The 20,372-nt window shown below is 30.5% G+C and carries 19 protein-coding genes and 1 pseudogene; 6 read left to right on the top strand and 14 right to left on the bottom strand.

Annotation, left to right across the window (positions count from 1 at the left end; genetic code table 11):
* Positions 1-18: 18 nt before the first annotated feature.
* The 5 genes and pseudogenes from BD821_RS07255 to BD821_RS07275 form a co-directional block, all read right to left on the bottom strand.
* Positions 19-867 (bottom strand): carbohydrate ABC transporter permease, encoded by an 849-nt coding sequence (locus tag BD821_RS07255; protein ID WP_029451205.1) that lies wholly within the window; start codon positions 865-867, stop codon positions 19-21.
* The gene (locus tag BD821_RS07260; protein WP_029451206.1) at positions 867-1,766 is read right to left on the bottom strand and encodes a carbohydrate ABC transporter permease; all 900 of its coding nucleotides are present in this window, start codon (positions 1,764-1,766) and stop codon (positions 867-869) included. The genes BD821_RS07255 and BD821_RS07260 overlap by 1 nt, the downstream gene beginning before the upstream one ends.
* Positions 1,767-1,853: 87 nt before the next feature.
* The gene (locus BD821_RS07265) at positions 1,854-3,167 is read right to left on the bottom strand and encodes an ABC transporter substrate-binding protein (protein ID WP_104409897.1); all 1,314 of its coding nucleotides are present in this window, start codon (positions 3,165-3,167) and stop codon (positions 1,854-1,856) included.
* A gap of 132 nt (positions 3,168-3,299) precedes the next feature.
* A pseudogene (fucI, locus tag BD821_RS07270) lies at positions 3,300-4,301 on the bottom strand (L-fucose isomerase); the annotation flags it as partial.
* Between the two features lie 11 nt (positions 4,302-4,312).
* Positions 4,313-5,794, bottom strand: a complete 1,482-nt coding sequence (locus BD821_RS07275) for a rhamnulokinase (RefSeq protein ID WP_104409899.1) — start codon at positions 5,792-5,794, stop codon at positions 4,313-4,315.
* Positions 5,795-5,857: 63 nt separating this feature from the next.
* Here BD821_RS07275 and BD821_RS07280 point away from each other — a divergent pair, with 63 nt between their 5' ends.
* Positions 5,858-6,613: a DeoR/GlpR family DNA-binding transcription regulator gene (locus BD821_RS07280; protein ID WP_029451212.1), complete on the top strand. Its 756-nt coding sequence runs from the start codon at positions 5,858-5,860 to the stop codon at positions 6,611-6,613.
* A 77-nt stretch (positions 6,614-6,690) separates the two neighbouring features.
* Here the strand turns inward: BD821_RS07280 and BD821_RS07285 are convergent, their stop codons facing one another.
* From BD821_RS07285 to BD821_RS07325, 9 genes are all read right to left on the bottom strand, one after another.
* Positions 6,691-8,013, bottom strand: coding sequence for an MATE family efflux transporter (locus tag BD821_RS07285; RefSeq protein WP_104409900.1), 1,323 nt, complete (start codon positions 8,011-8,013; stop codon positions 6,691-6,693).
* 112 nt (positions 8,014-8,125) lie between these two features.
* Complete coding sequence (locus tag BD821_RS07290; RefSeq protein ID WP_104409901.1) at positions 8,126-8,308, bottom strand: hypothetical protein; 183 nt, start codon at positions 8,306-8,308, stop codon at positions 8,126-8,128.
* An 82-nt stretch (positions 8,309-8,390) separates the two neighbouring features.
* Complete coding sequence (locus BD821_RS07295) at positions 8,391-8,678, bottom strand: hypothetical protein (RefSeq protein ID WP_104409902.1); 288 nt, start codon at positions 8,676-8,678, stop codon at positions 8,391-8,393.
* Between the two features lie 197 nt (positions 8,679-8,875).
* Complete coding sequence (gene htpG, locus BD821_RS07300; RefSeq protein ID WP_104409903.1) at positions 8,876-10,759, bottom strand: molecular chaperone HtpG; 1,884 nt, start codon at positions 10,757-10,759, stop codon at positions 8,876-8,878.
* A gap of 532 nt (positions 10,760-11,291) precedes the next feature.
* The gene (locus BD821_RS07305; protein WP_104409904.1) at positions 11,292-12,179 is read right to left on the bottom strand and encodes an SPL family radical SAM protein; all 888 of its coding nucleotides are present in this window, start codon (positions 12,177-12,179) and stop codon (positions 11,292-11,294) included.
* 317 nt (positions 12,180-12,496) lie between these two features.
* A complete protein-coding gene (dcuC, locus tag BD821_RS07310; protein WP_104409905.1) occupies positions 12,497-13,903 on the bottom strand; it encodes a C4-dicarboxylate transporter DcuC in 1,407 nt (468 codons plus the stop codon).
* 27 nt (positions 13,904-13,930) lie between these two features.
* Positions 13,931-14,851, bottom strand: a complete 921-nt coding sequence (rihC, locus tag BD821_RS07315) for a ribonucleoside hydrolase RihC (RefSeq protein WP_104409906.1) — start codon at positions 14,849-14,851, stop codon at positions 13,931-13,933.
* Between the two features lie 130 nt (positions 14,852-14,981).
* Complete coding sequence (gene rbsK, locus BD821_RS07320) at positions 14,982-15,899, bottom strand: ribokinase (protein WP_104409936.1); 918 nt, start codon at positions 15,897-15,899, stop codon at positions 14,982-14,984.
* Positions 15,900-15,907: 8 nt separating this feature from the next.
* Positions 15,908-16,321 (bottom strand): GNAT family N-acetyltransferase, encoded by a 414-nt coding sequence (locus BD821_RS07325; RefSeq protein WP_104409907.1) that lies wholly within the window; start codon positions 16,319-16,321, stop codon positions 15,908-15,910.
* A 191-nt stretch (positions 16,322-16,512) separates the two neighbouring features.
* On the opposite strand from BD821_RS07325, the gene BD821_RS07330 reads away from it, so the two are divergent.
* From BD821_RS07330 to BD821_RS07350, 5 genes are all read left to right on the top strand, one after another.
* Positions 16,513-17,526, top strand: coding sequence for a LacI family DNA-binding transcriptional regulator (locus BD821_RS07330; RefSeq protein WP_104409908.1), 1,014 nt, complete (start codon positions 16,513-16,515; stop codon positions 17,524-17,526).
* 236 nt (positions 17,527-17,762) lie between these two features.
* Positions 17,763-18,200, top strand: a complete 438-nt coding sequence (locus BD821_RS07335; RefSeq protein WP_029451223.1) for a GNAT family N-acetyltransferase — start codon at positions 17,763-17,765, stop codon at positions 18,198-18,200.
* A gap of 72 nt (positions 18,201-18,272) precedes the next feature.
* The gene (locus tag BD821_RS07340; protein ID WP_104409909.1) at positions 18,273-19,391 is read left to right on the top strand and encodes a hypothetical protein; all 1,119 of its coding nucleotides are present in this window, start codon (positions 18,273-18,275) and stop codon (positions 19,389-19,391) included.
* On the top strand, positions 19,388-19,819 hold the full coding sequence (locus tag BD821_RS07345) for a DUF6773 family protein (RefSeq protein ID WP_104409910.1): 432 nt from the start codon (positions 19,388-19,390) through the stop codon (positions 19,817-19,819). Before BD821_RS07340 ends, BD821_RS07345 begins: the two co-directional genes overlap by 4 nt.
* A 99-nt stretch (positions 19,820-19,918) precedes the next feature.
* The gene (locus tag BD821_RS07350) at positions 19,919-20,350 is read left to right on the top strand and encodes a hypothetical protein (RefSeq protein ID WP_104409911.1); all 432 of its coding nucleotides are present in this window, start codon (positions 19,919-19,921) and stop codon (positions 20,348-20,350) included.
* Positions 20,351-20,372 lie beyond the last annotated feature (22 nt).

A 20,372-nucleotide genomic window follows, 5' to 3' on the forward strand; every position in this document is an offset into this window, starting at 1 on the left:
TGAAAATCCTCCTATAATTTATTCTTTTACAGCTCCTGCTGCTAGTCCACCTTCAACTTTTTCTTGGAATAATAAGTATATGATAAGTGGTACTACAACTGTAATTACTATAGCTGCCATTAAGGGTCCATATTCAGATCCCCTCTCACCACTAAAATTTAAAAGCCCTAATGAAATAGGCTTTAATCTATCATCATTTATAAATAATAATGGGAACAGTATATTGTTCCAAGCTCCTAGAAAATTAAATATTGATATGGTAGATATTGCTGGTACTGATAACGGCAATATAATTCTAGTGTATATTTGAAAATATCCTGCACCATCTATAATTGCCGCCTCTTCTAGTGATAAATTAATTCCCTTCATAAAGTTTGTTAATACAAATATGCTAAAAGGAAGTGAGAAGGCCACATATAACAGTACAAGTGCTACTAAATTATTTTTAAGTCCTAGTCTCCCAATTAAATAGGAAACAGGAACAAGTATTGTATGCATTGGTATCATCATACCTAACAAAAAGAATATTGATATATATTTATTTACCTTAAAATCAAATCTAGCAAGTACATATGCAGCCATAGATGCTACAATAGCAAGAATTATAACTGTAGCTAACGAGATCATAATACTATTTAAAAAATATTTACTCATATTAGCTTCTTTCCATGCTACTATATAGTTTTCATATCTAAAAACTTTAGGTAAGCTAAATGGATTGCTAAATATTTCATTATTTTGTTTTAAAGATGAAATTATAGTAAACAACATTGGGCATATAAATACTAGGGACATTATCCCTAGAAATGCATATAACCCTATTTTATTATTTATCCTTTTATTTGGATTATACTTTTCTCTTTTCATTATTTACCCTCCTCATATTGTTTTCTTTTATCCATAATAAAATTGCTTCCTATGGTTAAAATTAAAGCAATCACAAGTATAATTACCCCTATTGCGCTACCAATTCCATAATTATCATATCTAAATGCTTGATAATACATAAGTGTAGTTGGAAGATTTGTAAGTCCATTAGGCCCGCCCTCAGTCATTACAAAAATAAGATCGAATACTTTTATTGACCCTATTATATCCATAAGTATACACATACTTAAAATTGGTTTAAGCATTGGAATAGTTATATGAAAGAACTTTTTAAAAGAGGTTGCCCCATCAATAGATGCCGCTTCATAAACCTCTTCTGGTATAGTTGTAAGACCTGCCATCAATATAACCATATAATATCCAATACCAGCCCATATGTTTACAAATATTATAGTATTCATTGCAGTTGCTGGGTTTATAAGCCATCCTTTTGCAAGATTCATAAATCCCATAAGTTCTAGAATTTTATTTAAAGAACCATTTGGCATAAATATAAAATACCACAATAATCCTACTGCTGTTAATGGAAATATAGTCGGTATAAAGTACATTACCTTGAAAAATCTGTATCCTCTACATTTGGTATTTATAGCAACAGCTAATAGGAGTGCTATTGGTGTATGGAAAAGCACACTGAAAAATACCATCTTAGTCATGTTTTTTAAAGACAACATAAATGCTGGGTCTTTAAATACTGAAATGTAGTTTTTAAGTCCTACAAAGTTTATAGGTGTGCCCATAATTCCTTTCCAATCAGCAGTCGAAAAGTATATGGCTCCAAACATAGGTAATATAAGAAACACTATGTAAATTAATAACGCTGGCACTAAAAAAAGTATTACTTTAGATTTATCTTTTTTGTTTTTTAACTTAATCAAATTAATATCCCCCTTTTTAAAGGTGGTTCCAAGGATAAATCCTTGGAACCTTTATAACTGATTTATTCATATTTATTTAGCCTTACCTTATTTTGACTTGTCTATTTCAGCTTGTATTTCTTTTGCTGCTTCCTCTGGTGTCTTTCCGATAAACATACTTACGATTGAATTTCTAGTTCTATCTTGCATAGATGGAAGTGGGTCAAAATCAAATACATCTACTGCTATTCCTGTAGAAGTTGCACCTAAATTCATATTATCTAAAAACAATGAGGAAACTTTTGATTTATCAATTTCTATATCATTTCTTGGAATAAGAAATTGTGATTCTTCTGCAAATGTTTTTGCAGCCTCAGCTGAAGTTAACATTTTTAGTAATTCAACTGTATATTCCTTTTCTTTACCTTCAAGCTTCCCATTAACCATATAGGGACTTAATATTTGCATATCATCATTTTTAAATTCAGGTTTTTCTTCAAAATAAGGGAATTTAGCTACTTTTATAGATTCAGTATATTCAGTTTCACTTGGATTTGTAAATTTACCTAAGTTCCAAGGTCCAGTAATAATCATAGCAGATTTTCCTTGAAGAAATTCTGTTAAAACTATATCATCGCTAATACCAGCAGAATCTTCACCAAAAGCTTTCATATCATTTAATTCTTTTACAAATCCCAATGTTTTAACTACTTCTGGATCTGTCCATTTTGCATCCCTAGTGCCCAATTTTTTTGCTGCTTCTGTGCCCATCCATTTATAAAATATCTGATCATGAAGGTGCCCTGCCATGTAGGTAGTTTTAGCTCCAAGTGCAATTGGTGTAACTTTGTTATCACTTAATTTTTTTATGGCTACTTTAAATTCTGTCCAAGTTTCTGGAAACTTTTCTATACCTGCTTCTTTAAACAGCTTTTCATTGTAATACACTCCAACAAGTCCCGACTCCATAGGAATTCCATAAGTACCCTCATACCCCTGAACTTGATAGTAACTAAGAGCTCCCTTAGTAAATCCTTCTCCCCATTTTGGATCTTCTTTTAAAATTGGGTCCATATCCATTAACAATCCACCTTTAATATAGTCTCCAAGGTTAGCTACCCCTTGAATTCTGAATATATTTGGAAGTGTCCCTGATGCTAAATCGGTTTTTAATTTATTGTTAAATGATGATTCTTCTCCTTGAGATTCATCCACCACAGTTACATCTGGATGCTTAGCTTCAAAATCTTTTATAATATCTTTATATATCTTTACCTGATTAGATGTACCTGCCATTCTAGTTAGAAGCCTTATTTCTACTTTATCTCCATCTTCTTTACCAGTGCTTGTTCCTTTGCTTCCACACCCGACTATTCCAATACTAAGTGACGCTGCAAGTAATAATGCTAATACCTTTTTCATTTTTTTCCCTCTATCTTTTTTTATTTTTCATTTAAAAAATGTATCTACTTTATTTTTAATAACATTGTAGGTGTATATTTATTTGTATAATGGTCCATAAGCCTTACAAGCCCTAAAATCAGCACTTTCTATTTCTGTAGCTAATGTAGTCGGCTCTTTTTTACCATTCCAATCAAAGGATGAGTTTAAAATAGCTTCTGTAAAATCTCCATTAGGTAGCCAGTCTGTCCACATTCTTTGACCTTGAAATCCTCCTAAAATAGCATTTCGTCCCATATCTTCTTCAAAAAAGCCTAATTCTTTTAACCTTGGATTGCCTATCATGATATCTTTACAGACTAAAGTCATTTTAACTACAAACTCCCACTCTTCTTTTTTCTTTTCAGTTGAATGTCTTTTGTCCTCTGTATTTAGCTCATAACCTTCTTTACAATTTTCCTGCACCCACTTAATTGCTACTTCATATTCCTCATTATCATAAATTTCATTATTTATTCTTCTTAATATCTCAGTCATGTCTACCCATTCAGCTCTTATTCCAAGATACTTTTGAAAAAATTCTGGATCACAGAAAGATCCCATTATTCCCATTGCTACTGAACCTAAATTAACATATGATTTATTTTTCATAACGCCTACTGCTATAGCACATTTCCCAAATCTTAATATTTTTTCTTTAACGTCTTCTGGTATTTTTGTATCATCTAAATCTTGTACATCCTTACCGTATATAGAGAATGCTGGTAGTCCCTTTTGTGCGTATGCTGCCATTACAGCTGCTAAATAAACAGCCCCCGGTCTTTCTGTTCCATTGAATCCCCATACAGCCTTTATAGTGAGTGGATCTAAATCCATAGTTTCACTTCCATAACACCAACAAGGTGTTACAGTCAAAGTTGCACAAACGTTTTCAGTTGAAAATTTTTCAGCACACTTTGAGGCTTCGTAAGATCCTCCAATGGTGGTATCTGAAATCACGCACTCTAACTTAGTTCCATCTGGATACAACAAGTTTTCTTCTAAAAACTTTGCTGCAGCTTTAGCCATGTTCATCGTTTGATCTTCCAGCCCCTCTCTTACACCTCCCCAGCGTCCATCAATAGTAGGCCTTATCCCTATTTTAGGATAACTCATATTATCTCCTCCTATAACTTATCTTCTACCTTTTCAATTATACTTTTATATTTAATATAGTTATCATTCCAAATCTTACTTTTACATGGAATATATTTATCTATTTCAAAGGATTCTCTGACTATATTTCTTCCTTCTTGAAGGTTTTTAATTTCACCTTGTGCAATTAATTGAACTACTATGTTGCCTATAGCTGTTGCCTCAATTGGTCCTGCAATTACTTCAAGTCCTAAGGCTTCCGCCGTCATTTGACATAATAATTTTGACTTAATTCCACCACCCACCATGTGTATCAATTTATACTCTTCTTTTATACATTCACTTATTTGTTCATAGGTATATCTATATTTAAATGCAAGACTTTCATAAATACACCTAAATATTTCTCCATGAGTTTTAGGTATGTACTGACCTGTACTCTTTGCATAATTTTGAACTTTTAGCGGTATATCACCCGATAGTTGAAATTCATCTGAGTCAACATCTATAAAGCAGGTGAATTCATCAGCCTCATAAGCAATTTTTTCAATATCACTATAGCTGTAACTTTTACCTTTTCTTTCAAAATACCTCTTTGTCTCTTGTATAAGCGAAAGTCCTCTTATATTTTTTAGAAACGTTGTGGTACCATCCACTCCAGTTTCATTTGTAATATTATACTTCATGGACTTTTCATTTATTAAAGGTTCTTTTAGTTCAGTTCCCAAAAGAGACCAAGTTCCACAAGATATAAATATAAAGGGCTTTTTAGAAGGCACAGCCACAACGGCACTTGCTGTATCATGCCCACAAACAGCAATTACAGTTTTTATATTTATCTGAAGTTCCTCTATTAATTCATCTTTAATAGTACCAATTTCTGTTCCTGATGAAATAATTTCAGGGAATATATCCTTATTAAATCCAAGCTTATTTATAATATATTGATTCCATTTCTTATTATAAGGATCAAATATTTGAGTTGTTGATGTTATTGTATTCTCCGATTTTCTTATCCCAGTTAAAAGATAGTTAAATAGGTCTGGCATCATAAGAATAGTTGTTGCATTGTCAATAATTTTCTCTTCTTTTGAATACTCATAGTAAAGTTGAAACAAGGTGTTTATCTCCATGATTTGGTTTCCGGTTAATGTATATAGCTTATCCATTGTTATATCTTGAGATACACTATTTATAATTCCTATAGTTCTTGTATCTCTATAATGGACAGGATTTCCTAATAAATTTCCATTCTTGTCTATAAGACCATAATCCACTCCCCAAGTATCGATTCCAATGCTGTCATATCCACCTTCAGCTTCACCCATCTTCATAGCCTTTTTAATTTCACTAAATAGTTTTTCTAAATCCCAATACATCCTCTCACCTTTAATAATAGGTGTATTTTCAAATCTATGAATTTCTTTAAGCTTAATCTTATTTCCATCAAAGGAACCTAATATGCCTCGACCACTAGAAGCACCTAAGTCAAAAGCAAGAACATTTTTTAACATCTACGCTCCTCCAATTCACCACTAATTAATTTATTCATCTTTAGCTTTAAGGAGAGTGTTAATATGTTTTCAAAAGAGAGATCTGAGGAAATACTTAATATACTAAAGGTAAAAAAGCAAGTATCTACAAGCTATCTTTGCGAAAAATTATATTGCAGCGTAGCAACTATAAGACGAGACTTAATAGAACTTGAGAAGGCGGGCCTCATTAAAAGGTTTCACGGAGGAGCTTCTTTAGTTCCAAATTTCAACATAGAATATTCTCATATGTTTAGAGAACTTGAAAATCAACAGGAGAAAAATTACATATGTAATCTTGCCTTAGATTTTATTTCTGATGGATATGCATTGTTTTTAGATTCAAGCAGTACTGTAGGAAGCATCTGCCACCTTCTTAAAAATTATAATAATATAACCGTTGTAACTAATGGAGTTAAGACAGCCTTAGAATTAGTTCAACTAGATTCAATTACCACCTTCATAGCAGGTGGACAGCTAAAAACTAGATCAACCTCTATAGTAGGAGAATTTACAAGCAACTTTATTGATAATTTCAAAGCAGATCTTTCTATAATTTCTTGCAGAGGTCTAGATGAAAATGGTGCCTATGAAGCTAGTCAAACGCAAGCTTTAGTAAAGCAGCATATGATTAGAAATTCAAAAAGCACCATACTCTTATGTGACAGTAGTAAGTTCAATCACTCAAACTTTTATAAGCTTGATTCCTTTGAAAATATAGAAGCTATTATCACTGATATTGAGCCTTCTTCTAAAATATTAAATAGCATTCTATTATCTGGATGTGAAGCAATATATTAAACACCATTTTATGGATGCACCTCTGAGGTGCTCCCATAAAAAGGGATCACCTCAGAGGTGCATCCAGTTCAATCCATTTATACCACAACCTTTGATTTAAAATAATGAATTCCTCCTATGGTGTCTGCTATAATCCATCCTATAGGAATTGCCCACCATATACCTTTAAGTCCAACTATAGGTGCTAAAATATAGGCAAGTACAACTCTAATTCCTAGAGAAATAACTGAAAGCACTATGGACACTTTCACATGACCAAGTCCACGATATAATCCATAGAACATAAATAAATATCCAATAAAACAATAAAAAAGCGATACAATTCTTAAATAGGTTACACCAATAGCTATAACCTGTATCTCTGATGAATTAACAAAAATAAGCATTAGCTTATCTGCAAATACTTTAACCACTATTGTAATAAATAAGCAAAACACAGTAATAAGGATTATAGAAAATTTAATGCCACTTTTAATTCTTTTATTCTCTCCAGCACCTTTATTTTGAGCCACATAGGTAGAAAATGCGTTACTAAAATCTTGGACAGGCATATATGCAAAAGAATCAATCTTTACTGCTGCAGCAAAAGCCGCCATGGTAGTCGCTCCAAAAGAATTTACTAAACCCTGTATCATCAAAATACCAAAATTCATAATAGATTGTTGCATGGAAGTAAGTAATGAATAGCTTGCCGTTAATTTAAATATCTCTTTACTAAATTTGATTTCATTAATCTTAAACTTTAAAAATCCTAGATTCTTTATACAATAAATGATACATAAAATAGCTGACAAGGCTTGTGATATGATTGTTGCTAGAGCAGCCCCACTAACACCCATATCAAAGTAAATCACAAATATAAGGTCTAATGCTATATTTATAACTGCAGCTACTATAAGAAAATAAAGTGGTGCTTTAGAATTACCAAGGGACCTCAAAAGTCCAGATGCCCAGTTATATAAGAATGTAAAAAATATTCCACTAAAGATAATAATCAAATACTTTCTTGTATCTTTACATAACTCTTCTGGTATATTCATAAATATCAAAATGTTATCCACAAAAACTATTGATAATATGCTAATTACTAAGGATATTATCCCAATAAAGATAAAAGATGTGGACATAGTTGTTTTTAAATCTTTAATATTTTTTGCTCCAAAAAATTGAGCAAATACTACAGAGGTACCCATACATAATCCTAATAAAATGGATGTAATGAATACCATAACAGCAAAAGATGAGCCTACTGCTGCTAATGCATTTGTTCCAATAAATTTACCTACAATAATAGAATCTACAATATTATAAAGTTGTTGAAATAAATTACCAAGGATCATAGGAATAGAAAATGCTACTATTACCTTAGATGTAGACCCCTTAGTTAAATCTTTTATCATAATTTATGTCACTCCTAATGCAAATTAAACTTTAAATTTGTTCACTTCTACGTTATACATATTCATACTAAATCTTTATCACTATGTGCTATAATTGTACCATCTTTTCTTATCATAAATCCATTATTTCTATTTGTATTAGATCATTACATACCTTTTCCACTTCATGTATCTTAGCTACAAATTCGTCACATAGTAAATTACTTAAACAGGTAGCAATTTTAGCCTCTGCTTTTAAAATTTCAATAGCATAGCTTTCTGCATTACAACTATTCATTCTATATGGAATACTCAAAATCAAAGCCCTCCCTAATTTTATTATATGAAGCCTACTTATGATGTTAGTGTTAACATCATAAAGTAAGCTCCACTAATATCTATATCTTATAAACTAATTTTAGCAACTTTTTTTTAGAATTACAGTCACATAATTCTCTTGGATCGATACCTAAATCAGCTGCTCTTTTTTTAGCAGAAGCTCTAACTACAGCAGCTATTGAATTTTCTTTTGCTGTATATCCGCACATTATATCTTTAAATAATCTAAGCTTTTTATCAATGTCTTCTTCATCTTTAAGGTCTGGAACAAGAGTATTACAAAATAAATCTGCCATACATTGAAGTATTGCAGCTTCCGCCTCTATTAAAGCATCTGTATTTTGCATTTCAGTTAATTCTGAATGGGTTACTGGAAAAGCCCTATTATAACTACCTCCCTTTATATGATCTAATACTTTTTATATTATCTTATAATTTGTTTCCCACTATTATATTATCATTCTTATCAAAACTTATTACATTTTGTAGTTTAAATCAAAAAAATAAGAGACCCCCAAAACATAGGAAGCCCCTTACCTTTTATTTATTTCATTATCTTACATATATCATTTGTAAATTCTACTGGGTCATTAATTGGTAATCCTTCAATTAATAGTGCTTGAGTATATAGTAAATTAGTATATAAATCTAATTTTTCTTTATCCCCTTCAAAAGCACTCTTTAAAGCCTTAAATACATCATGATTAGTATTAATCTCTAGTATCTTATCTGCCTTTATTTCTTGATTATTTGGCATGGAATTTAATATTTTTTCCATCTCTATAGATATTTCACCATCATTAGAGAAACATACTGGATGATGTTTTAATCTTTTAGATGCTCTTACCTCTTTTATCTTTCCAGATAATGCTTTTGTCATATATTCAAAGAGTTCTTTATTCTCCTCTTTTTGTGCTTTTTCTTCTTCTTTTTCGCTTTCCTTAGTTTCAATACCTAGGTCATTGCTAGAAACTGATCTAAACTCTTTTTCTTTATAGGACATAAGCATTCTAATTGTAAATTCATCCACATCATCTGTAAAGTATAATATTTCATATCCTTCTTCTGCAACTAATTCAGTTTGTGGAAGCTTTTCAATTCTTTCATTAGATTCACCTGATGCATAGTATATATATTTTTGACTTTCAGGCATTCTAGAAATATATTCATCTAAAGTTACCAGCTTTTTCTCTTTAGAAGAATAGAACATAAGTAAATCTTGTAACATTTCTTTATCTGCTCCAAAATCATTGTAAACACCATATTTTAGTTGTCTACCAAAGGACTCATAGAACTTTTCATACTTTTCTCTTTCATTTTTTAATAAAGATACTAACTCGCTTTTAATCTTATTTTTAATGTTTTTTGCAATAAGTTTTAGCTGTCTATCGTGTTGAAGCATTTCTCTTGAGATATTTAAAGATAAATCCTCTGAATCTACCATACCTTTTACAAAACTAAAGTAGTCTGGTAATAAGTCTTGGCATTTATCCATAATAAGTACTCCACTTGAATATAGCTCTAACCCTTTTTCATATTCCTTTGTGTAATAATCATAAGGAGTATTTTGTGGAATAAATAATATTGAGTTATATCTAACAGCTCCATCTACAATTATATGAATATGCTTTAAAGGCTTATCATATCCGTAATGCTTTTCCTCATAAAACTTATCATAATCCTCTTCTTTAAGCTCACTTTTATTTTTCTTCCATATTGGCACCATTGAGTTAATAGTTTGTTCTTCTATATACTCTTCATACTCATCTTCAGTACCTTCTTTTAACTTAGTATTAGTTATATCCATCTTTATTGGGTATCTTATAAAATCAGAATACTTTTTAATGATTTCTTTTAATCTATATTCATCTAAGTACTCGTCATAATTTTCATCTTCAGTATTCTCTTTAATCTTTAATATTATTTCAGTACCAACAGAATCCTTTGTACAAGGCTCTATGGTATATCCTTCAGCTCCTTTAGACTCCCACTTGTAAGCTTCACCACTATCTAAAGATTTACTAATTACAGTAACTGTTTCAGCTACCATAAATGCAGCATAAAAACCAACACCAAACTGACCTATAATGTCATGTCCATCCTTAGAATCATTTTCCTTCTTAAAAGCTAAAGATCCACTTTTTGCTATAACCCCAAGGTTATTTTCTAGCTCTTCCTTTGTCATACCTATACCAGTGTCAGTAATCTTTAATATTCTATTTTCCTTATCTGCTGCTATCTTTACATAGTAGCTTTCCTTATCAAAGCTTAGACTATCATCTGTTAATGCTCTGTAATAAATTTTATCAATAGCATCACTAGAGTTAGATATAAGTTCCCTTAAAAATATTTCCTTATGAGTATAAATTGAATTAATCATTAGATCTAGCAGTCTTTTAGATTCTGCTTTAAATTCTTTTGTTTCCATGTAATTCTCTCCCTTCAGAATAAAAACCACGTAACAAAAAATGTAGCGCAGTAAAAAATATAGTATAGAAACTCTTTAAGCCTTCAAAATAAATAGTAAATGTATTAATAACACTTTCACATTACACAGTTATTTCCTAAGATCACTTAGACCATAGCGCTTAAATAGTCACTCTATTATTAGCACTCTATAAGAGTGAGTGCTAACTCCTAATACAGATATACCATATTTTATTTAACATGTCAATATTGAAATGAAAATGTATGAATAATGTCTTATTTATTTATCCGATGCCTACCCGCTCTAATGTACCTCCTATGATTATGTCCCAATTTAAAAAATATATTACAATTAACCTCACGAATAAAAGTGAAGTGTAATATTAATTTTCCTAAACCTTTATCCGATGGCTACCAGACCTAACACCCCTATCCTCTGCAAGTTGGGGGATGACGGCTGCTACGCCCCTGGATAAGTTCTTCTAAGACTTTGATGGAGAGATGTATTCCTTATAAGTAAACTCCACCTGAGTCTAAGAATCACTTGATAGTCCAGGAAGCACCAACTGCTCATAACTTTTTTTATCCTCAAATTTATGAAGATATTCAAAGCATTGGTCCACACCAAACAAAATATCATTATCTGCACATACGTCCCTAACAATATTCATTAATTTCTCATTGTCAGCACTAGTTAATTCATAGGAGTAGCCATACCTTTCTATATACCTATCTTTCATACCGGGAAAATATTCATCCAGTTTCTTATAAAAATATTCCCGATTTCCCTCTCTCATAGTAACTCCCATACCAAAACAGATAATGCCATGTACTTTCGCCTCTACGCAATACTTAAGAATGCCTCTTATATTTTCTTCTGTATCATTTATAAATGGCAAAATGGGACTCAGCCAAACTACTGTTGGAATTCCATTATCACGCATAACCTTTAACACTTCAAACCGTTCTTTTGTAGTACTTACATTGGGTTCAATAATCTTACACAAATCTTCATCATAAGTTGTAAGTGTCATCTGAACTACACACTTTGTCTTCTCATTAATATCTTTCAGTAAATCTAGGTCTTTTAAAATTCTTACAGACTTAGTTTGTATAGAAAGCCCAAATCCATAAGTATTAATAATCTCAATACACTTCCTAGTATTCCTAAGGCTTTCCTCTAAATGAATATATGGATCACACATAGCTCCCGTAGCTACCATACATTTTTTTCGTTTTCTACGCAGTGCATCCTCCAATAGCTTTGGTGCATTTGTTTTTACTTCTATATCTTCAAAATCATGATTAATCTGATAACATCTGCTCCTAGAATCGCAATAAATACAACCGTGCGTACAACCACGATATATATTCATCCCATTCTTTGCAGATAAAATCCCCTTTACCTCTACTTCATGCATAATGTTCTCCTACAAATCTTATCTTTGTTCTCATTGCGCTTTAAGTTACCTCGTATAATTCTACGAATTTTAACCAACCATATATACCTATTATACATTTACGTCCTCTGAGTTATCAATATAAAACAGATGTTTAATTAATACTACACAAAAAAGAACAGATTATTAAATTCTCTGTTCTTTTTTGACCTATTATTATAAACTTCTAATATAGATTTATCTTTAAGTAAGGTGTATCGTAATTTAAAAGCTTACCTAATTGCTATAAGTGAACTTACCCCACCCAAAAGGGGAGTGGGGCTTCCTGTTTCTTCTATCTATAAGAACATTATCATTGATAGAATAAACATGAATATAACTCCACCAATCATTGGCACCGATGTCCTTTTCACAACGTCTAGAGCACTTTTCTTTACAGATCCTGCTACAATTACGGTAACTGCTGCCACTGGTGACACTGCTCTCATTAGGTTTCCTGCAAGTCCCATTGGAACTGAAATTGCAATAGGGCTAATTCCTGCTGCCTCTGCTAATGGAACCATTAATGGAATCATTGCAAAGAATAAGGCTGTCCCACTACCTGAAAGCAATACTATTAGCATAGATAATGCTACCAAAATTAGTGGAAGAACTATTCCCATACCTGTTCCTTGTGTAGAAGTCATAGCTTTTTGTAAAGTGCTAATCAATCCAATTGAATTTAATCCTGCTACAAATACACTTGCTGCTACTAATAATGCCACAATTGAAATTCCACCTGCCATTCCTTTAAAGAAGGCTTCTGTTTCTTCCAAAACCTTTTTATCTCCCTTGTGTCTAATTAATTCGCAAATAATTGCAATGATAAAACTTAAGATTGATGCTACCTCTACTGATAATGCTGATGATGAACCTGTGAAGTAAACCATAATCAATAATAATATTGGTAGTAATGGTAGTAATGCATATACTGTTTTAAACAATGCCGATCCCTTAATTTCACTAACTGCTTTTATTTCAACCTCTTCTTGATCCAAGTTATTTATTTGTTTTTTATCCATAAACTTTTGCCAGAAATAATGTAAAGCTGCCATGAAACCTAGTGTAGGAATTGAGATCATAGCATGATATTTAAGCACATAATCTGTTACTGTTAATCCTGCATATGCTGGGAATTTTGCTAATTCCTGAGCAATTGCAACATTATCACTTCCAAGAGGTGTTGGCATTACTGTTGCTGTTGTTGCAATAACTGCCGCTGCTGTTAATGTACTCATGCCTGACCTTTTTAAAACTGGAAATAATGTAGCTAATAATATAATTGCTAAGTTAGAAGCACTTGGAATTACTAAAGAAAGTAAGTTACCTAGTAAAAATACAATTGGAACTAATATATAAGTTGATTTAATTTTACCTATTGGTTTTGTTAAAACACTTACAGTAACATCATTTGCTCCTATTTTACTCATATAAGCTGAGTATCCGCCTAAGATCAAAATGATAAATCCTGCCGCTGATAAGGTTTGTTTAAAGATATCTGCTGTGGCTTTTAATGGGTCAAGTAGTATGAGACCTGTAGACTCAAACTTTTTAATTGCTATACCATTTCCCATTGCAATGGAAATATACATTAATATTATACCAATAGCAAATAGGGTTATTTTTATATCCATTTTCTTTATTAGCATGTATATTACTAAAGCAATTGCAATAATAGCTGTCCCAATCATTATAAAATTGTTCATAATAAATTCCTCTCCCTTATATTTATTTTATATACAGTTTTTAATTGAGCTCATAAACCATTCTTTAAATATATTTGGATTTATGTCTGTACATACCTTTGCATTTGGCGCTTTTCCTAGATATCCTTTTAAATCAACTATAGTGCAACCCATAGTTAAGTTACTTTGTGTTTCAACATCTATAAATGTTTCTGTTATCTCATACATTTCAGGACAAAGTATATAAGCTATTGCACAGCTATCATACATTTTTAATCCTGTTTTAAAGCTTCCGCCTCTATACTTTTGGAATAATGAATACATCATGTGGCCAGTTTTTCCGAAGGTTTTAATTTCTTCACTATCCTCTGGGTATACTAATGCCTTAAGTCCCATATCTAATCCTGCCATCACTAGCTTTACTCCACTCATAAATACAATTTTAGCTGCCTGTGGGTCCGTTGCTATATTAAATTCACCCATAACTGTCTTATTGCCTCTTGTCAAAGATCCGCCCATAAATACAATTTCGTCAATATTAGCTTTAACTTCTGGGTACATTTTTAATAACACTGCGATATTTGTAAGAGGTCCAATAGCCATTATAGTTATTGGAGTTTCACTTTGAAGGATAGTCCTTCTCATTGCCTCAACTGCATGCTCTTTTAATAAATTACTACGACATGGCTCTCCAAAGTCATATCCATCCATTCCCGATGCACCATGAACATTTTTTGCATCATCAAACTTTTCTAGTAAAGGCTCTTTAAGACCTTTTGCTACAGGTATGCTTTTCTCAAAAAAGGTCAATAGTTTTAATGTGTTCTCAGTTACTAAATCAAGACTAACATTCCCAGCTACAGTTGTAATAAGTTCTACATCTATTTTATCCGAAAATAGTGCTATTGCTATTGCTATTGCGTCATCAATACCTGGGTCAGTGTCTATTATTAATTTTCTTTTGTTCATTGGGCTTCAGCCTCCTTTATATTTGGACAATTTATTAATTTTTTATTTATGTTTAAAAATTTATTTGCTTTTTAAGTATATTAAAATATTTGTTAGCCTTTTATTTATTTTCAACAAATTTATTGAATTTTTATTTGTTTTCAAAAAACTTATTAACTCCCTCAAGAGTTGGAATAGATATTTGAGCTCCTTCTCTTGTAACAGTTAGAGCAGAAACCTTTGTTGCATATAATAAAGCCTCATGTAAAGTGCTACCAAATGATATCTTTGCTACTAAAGCTCCTATAAATGAATCTCCTGCAGCCGTAGAGTCAACAGTCTCCACCTCATATGCATTTATCCTAATTATTTCATCTAAGGTTACAGTTACACTACCTTTTGACCCTAATGTAATTATAATGTCTTTTGCTCCCTTATCTTGAAGGATCTTTGCTGCCTTTTCACACTCCTTGGAGTTATTAGGATATATATCCGTTAACAGCTTACATTCACTTTGGTTAATAATTAAGATATCTATATGTTTATAATACTCATCTTTAAATAGCTTAGCTGGTGCTGGATTTAATACTGTTACCATTCCAATACCTTTTGCATACTCTATTAACTTAAGAGTCATATCTACGTTGTTTTCAAATTGAGTTACAAATATATCTTCTTTACTTGCAAGTTTATCTAAGTTATCCTTTGCAAAATTAAAGGTTAAAGCGTAATTTGCACCTGGATTTAAAATTATTCTATTATCATTTTCATGGCATACAATCATCGCTATACCCGTAGGTTGATTTTTATGTACTTCAATACCATCTGTATTAATTCCATTATTTTTTAAAGAACTTAGCACTTCAGCTCCAAAAGGATCATTTCCAACACTTCCTATAAATGATACCTCTGCATTTGATTTTACTGCTGCAACTGCTTGATTCCCACCTTTGCCACCTTCATTTAGTAAAAAATCATGTCCTTGAATAGTCTCTCCCTTACTCGGCATATTATCAACTTTAATTGTGAGATCCATATTAAGACTTCCAACTACAATAACTTTTCTCATACTATTTATCACTTCTTTCTCTTTAAGCAAATCATACCTGCTCCAAATCCTTCACTTGGCCTTTGTACAAACCCAAATCTTTCATAAAATCCTTCTGTATTAGGCATAGCCATAAGCCCTATATAAGCATTTTCACAGCAACATGATTCTATATAATCTAATAAGTTATCTACAACCATTTTTCCTATCCTTTTACTTCTATACTTAGGATGAACCACCACATCTTTTATGAAAAATACAATTCTTCCATCTCCAACTACTCTTCCAATAGCAATAGGATTTTCATTATCATATATAACCACACTATAAATCGTGTTTTTTAATGCTTCGATAATATCTTCTTTATGATATTGTTGCATATTTGCATACTGTCTTAAGTTGTTATATATATCCCATGTTAAGCCATTTTTGCATATTTTCATTCTGACATCTCCTATGGTAAAACGTTTTATCATTATGAAATATAATATCATCAGGTGTAACCGTTGTCAATGTTTTTTATGAATTTTTTTGATTTTCTTCGTGAAATATAAGATATTTTTTATTTTCTATATTCAATTGTATTTAACAAAAATCACCCAAATAATATGTTATACTTATTTGGGTGATTAAAATGAAAATTAAGTTAAAAGATATTGCTAAAGAGGCAAACGTATCTATAACCTCTGTGTCTTTAGTTTTAAATAATAAACCTTGTAGAATCTCTAGTGAAAAAAAAGATTTAATTAAAAAGATTGCAAAAGATAATAATTACACTCCAAATATTAATGCAAGAAGCCTAATTACAAATGAAACCAAAACCCTTGGACTAATTATTCCTGATATTGAAAACATATTTTTCTCAAGGCTTACCAAAACCATTGAAACTTATTGCAGGCAATTTGGATATGCTTTGATTATAGTAAACTCAAATGATGAATATAAAGAAGATCTTTATTTGTTGGACCTATTATTAGCAAGAGGTATAGATGGTCTTTTTATTACTATTTCTAATTCCGCATATAATAATAAAGAAGAGGTATGTTTAAGGCTAAAGAAATTAACCATACCCTATATAATGATTGATCGGGTTTTCGATGAATTAAACTGTAATCAGGTGTATTTCGATAATGTAAAAGGCTCTTATCTTGCAACAAAGCATTTAATTGAAAATGGACATTCTAAAATTTCTTGTATTACAAATTCAATTTATTCAAAAAACACTGTATCACGCTTTGAAGGCTATAAAAAAGCAATGCAGGAACATGGTTTAGAAATAAAGAAAGATTACATTATTGAAGGAGATTATCGTATGCAAAGTGGCTATAATACTGGCGATATGATAATCAAAAATCACACCACTGCTGTATTTGTTACAAATGATATGATGACCCTTGGACTTCTTAAACGATTAAGCGAAAAGGATATAAAAGTTCCTGAATACTTGTCTATTGTAAGCTACGATAACTTATTAAATGACTTTATCCTGGGTCCAGGCATAACTTCTATTAATCAAAACATTTCAAATCTAGGAAAAACAGCTTGTGACTTGATGCTTAGCCTTATTAAAAATGAAGAAACAGCAATTAAAAAGATATGCTTAGATCCTGAGCTAATTATAAAAAAAAGCGTTAAAAATATAGTGTAACTTTTAAAAATATGTAATATCCACCAAGACATTATCTTGTAATTAGAGTATTCCTATTTTTGTTTCCGAATATATTAACAAGGATTTACTATAAAATTTACTTTACTTTTGTAAAAAAGATGTAAAGTGCTCAATGGTAGAAACATGCGAAGTCGTGTTATTTATGTTGTATGTAATTAATGGCATTAATTAAGTTTATTCGGATCGACACAAGCTTATACTAGGAGGTTTTTGTTATGAAATATAAATACAAAGAATTAACAATAGAAGATTTAGATTGCTTAATAAACAAATATATAATCTACTACAATGATGAAGGTGGCAAATGGACATATGATTTAGCTAAGAAAAGACTTGAGCAAATATTTTTGACACCATATTTTTACGGTATTGGGCTATATGATGAATCTGAATTGGTAGGATTTGCAGTGGGCTGTTTTAAATACTTTGACGATGTTCTGCTTTTTTATTTGGAAGAAATACTAGTGTTTAGAGAATATCAAAACAAAGGATTAGGAACTAAAATATTACAAGAACTAGAAACCTTAGTAAAGAAACAAGGTGCACAAAAAATAGACTTATCTACAACCTTTGAGGATAAACACCAAAGATTTTATTCTAGACTCTTTTATAAAAAGTCTACTTTTCTTATTCCTATGTATAAAAAGATTTAAGACTTAAGACACATTCTTCTTAAATTATTCCACAAATGTAATCTATTAAGAAGTTATAAGGAGTAATTAGAAATGAATAATTTTAACCAATTTAATATAATAAAAGAGATTTTACAATTTGAGTATGAAAATAAAATGATTTCTAAAGGAAATAATTTTCCAAAGCTTAATATAAATGAGTATAATCTAAAAGATATATGTATATTACTACACAATAAAATAGAAATTAGTGAAATAAGTAGATATTTCGGGTGGTCTCAAAAGGAATTATCTGATAGATTAGAGCTATTATTAAAAGAAGAACTTATTATAAAGAAACAGAATGAGTATATTCCTTATTTAATGGTTATTTCATTGGAAGAAGGGAAGAAATTAAATGAACAATTAGATAAAATCGCGTATAACGTTATAAAATTGATTAAGGATAAATTTGATGAGATAAAGAAAGAAACATATAAATTTGAATGCTTTAAACAATTTAAGTTTAATGAAATATCTCTGTTTATTTTGAGTAATGTTGTATTAGACTCTATACAAATAGATAATGTAGAAAAGTTATTTTTGAAATCTGAAAGAACAAGCCGAAATGGTATGAACTACTATTATTCATTACAAGAGAAATATAACCATACTGAAAAAGAGTCATTAGGCATATACGGAAATATGTTTAGATATTATGGAGATATTGCATTTGGGCTTTATGGTAATGAAAGAAATGGAATTAACTTTCATACAATTGATAACCTTTGTTTGGAAACATACTTTGGTAGTTTTAATTTTAAAAGTGTAAATGATTTTAAAGGATACTTATTGAAAGAACTTTTAAAGTGCTTTAAGAAAAAGGATTATGAACTAACTGAGAATCTTGTAAGTGGATTTAATGATTTGGGAATAATGAAGGGTACTAAAATTAATATTCCAGTTTTAAATAAAGATGATTATTATAAATTAAATGATATAGCTAATATTATAAAGGATGATTATATAAATATTTTTAATGAAAATTATAAAAGTATCCATTATAGCTATAATAATTCTGTATATTCAAATGAAATATCTTTTGAAGAATATTTCATTTGGTGGTATCACCTACTATATTCAAGAGTAACGGACCTATTAATTGGAGCTCACATAATTGACATACCTAACACAGGTAATTTTAGTTATGTAGTGGGGAATTATAAATCATGAATAAAATCAAAGATGAACGTTTAGTTTTAAGAAATTTAAAAAATATTCGTATTGCTTTTTTGTTTCAAACCCTTGGCATAATCACTATTTTATGTAAAGAACATTTTATGGATGGTAAAAGTTTTTCAGATCTTCCATTGTTTCTTGTATTTATTTTAACTGGTGTAATAATGAGCTTTCTTAGTATGGGGATTTCAGTAGATAATGAAGTTCCAGAAAAAAGCTCTATACTTAATTCTTATAAGTGGATTTTAATACTTTCTATTACGGTTGGTGCTTTATTTACATTTATATCTCTAATGTCTTCTAATGAAATACCTTTTACTCGTGCTTTAATAGGAGGATTAATAGTATTTATATGCTTTTTGGTAGCATTTTCAGTCGGATATTTTATGAAGAAAAAACGCTCTGATGGGTTAGATGATTAGTATAATTTATTTTAAAGCCTATTATATTTATAAACTACGTCTTTATAATTATAATAAAAAACTATTTATTAGAGAACACTATATTATGGAGGTGTTTTCATGAATGGCAATGTTGAATTTTTAAATTACATCCACCAAAATTCTGGAATGGGAACAGATACAATAAAACAACTAATTGGTATATGCAAAGATGAAGAGTATAAAAAGGTATTACACTCTCAATTAGCTGAGTACAAAATGATTCACTCTGCATCAGATCAAAAAATAAAACAGTTTAACAAAGATTCTAAAGATATTAATGTCTTTTCTAAGGTATCTAGTTATTTTATGATCAACCTAAATACACTATTAGATAAAAGTCCTTCCCATATTTCAGAAATGCTGATTCAAGGTAGTACCATGGGTATTATAGATATCACAAAAAAGTTAAAGGAATACCCTAATGCAGATAAAGAAATCCGTGATTTAGCAAATAAGCTCTTAAAACTTGAACAAAATAATGTAGACCAATGCAAAAAGTATCTCCAATAACTTATCATTAAATTCTGTTACA

The organism is Clostridium algidicarnis DSM 15099, from assembly GCF_002934235.1.
GTDB classification, from domain to species: domain Bacteria; phylum Bacillota; class Clostridia; order Clostridiales; family Clostridiaceae; genus Clostridium_L; species Clostridium_L algidicarnis.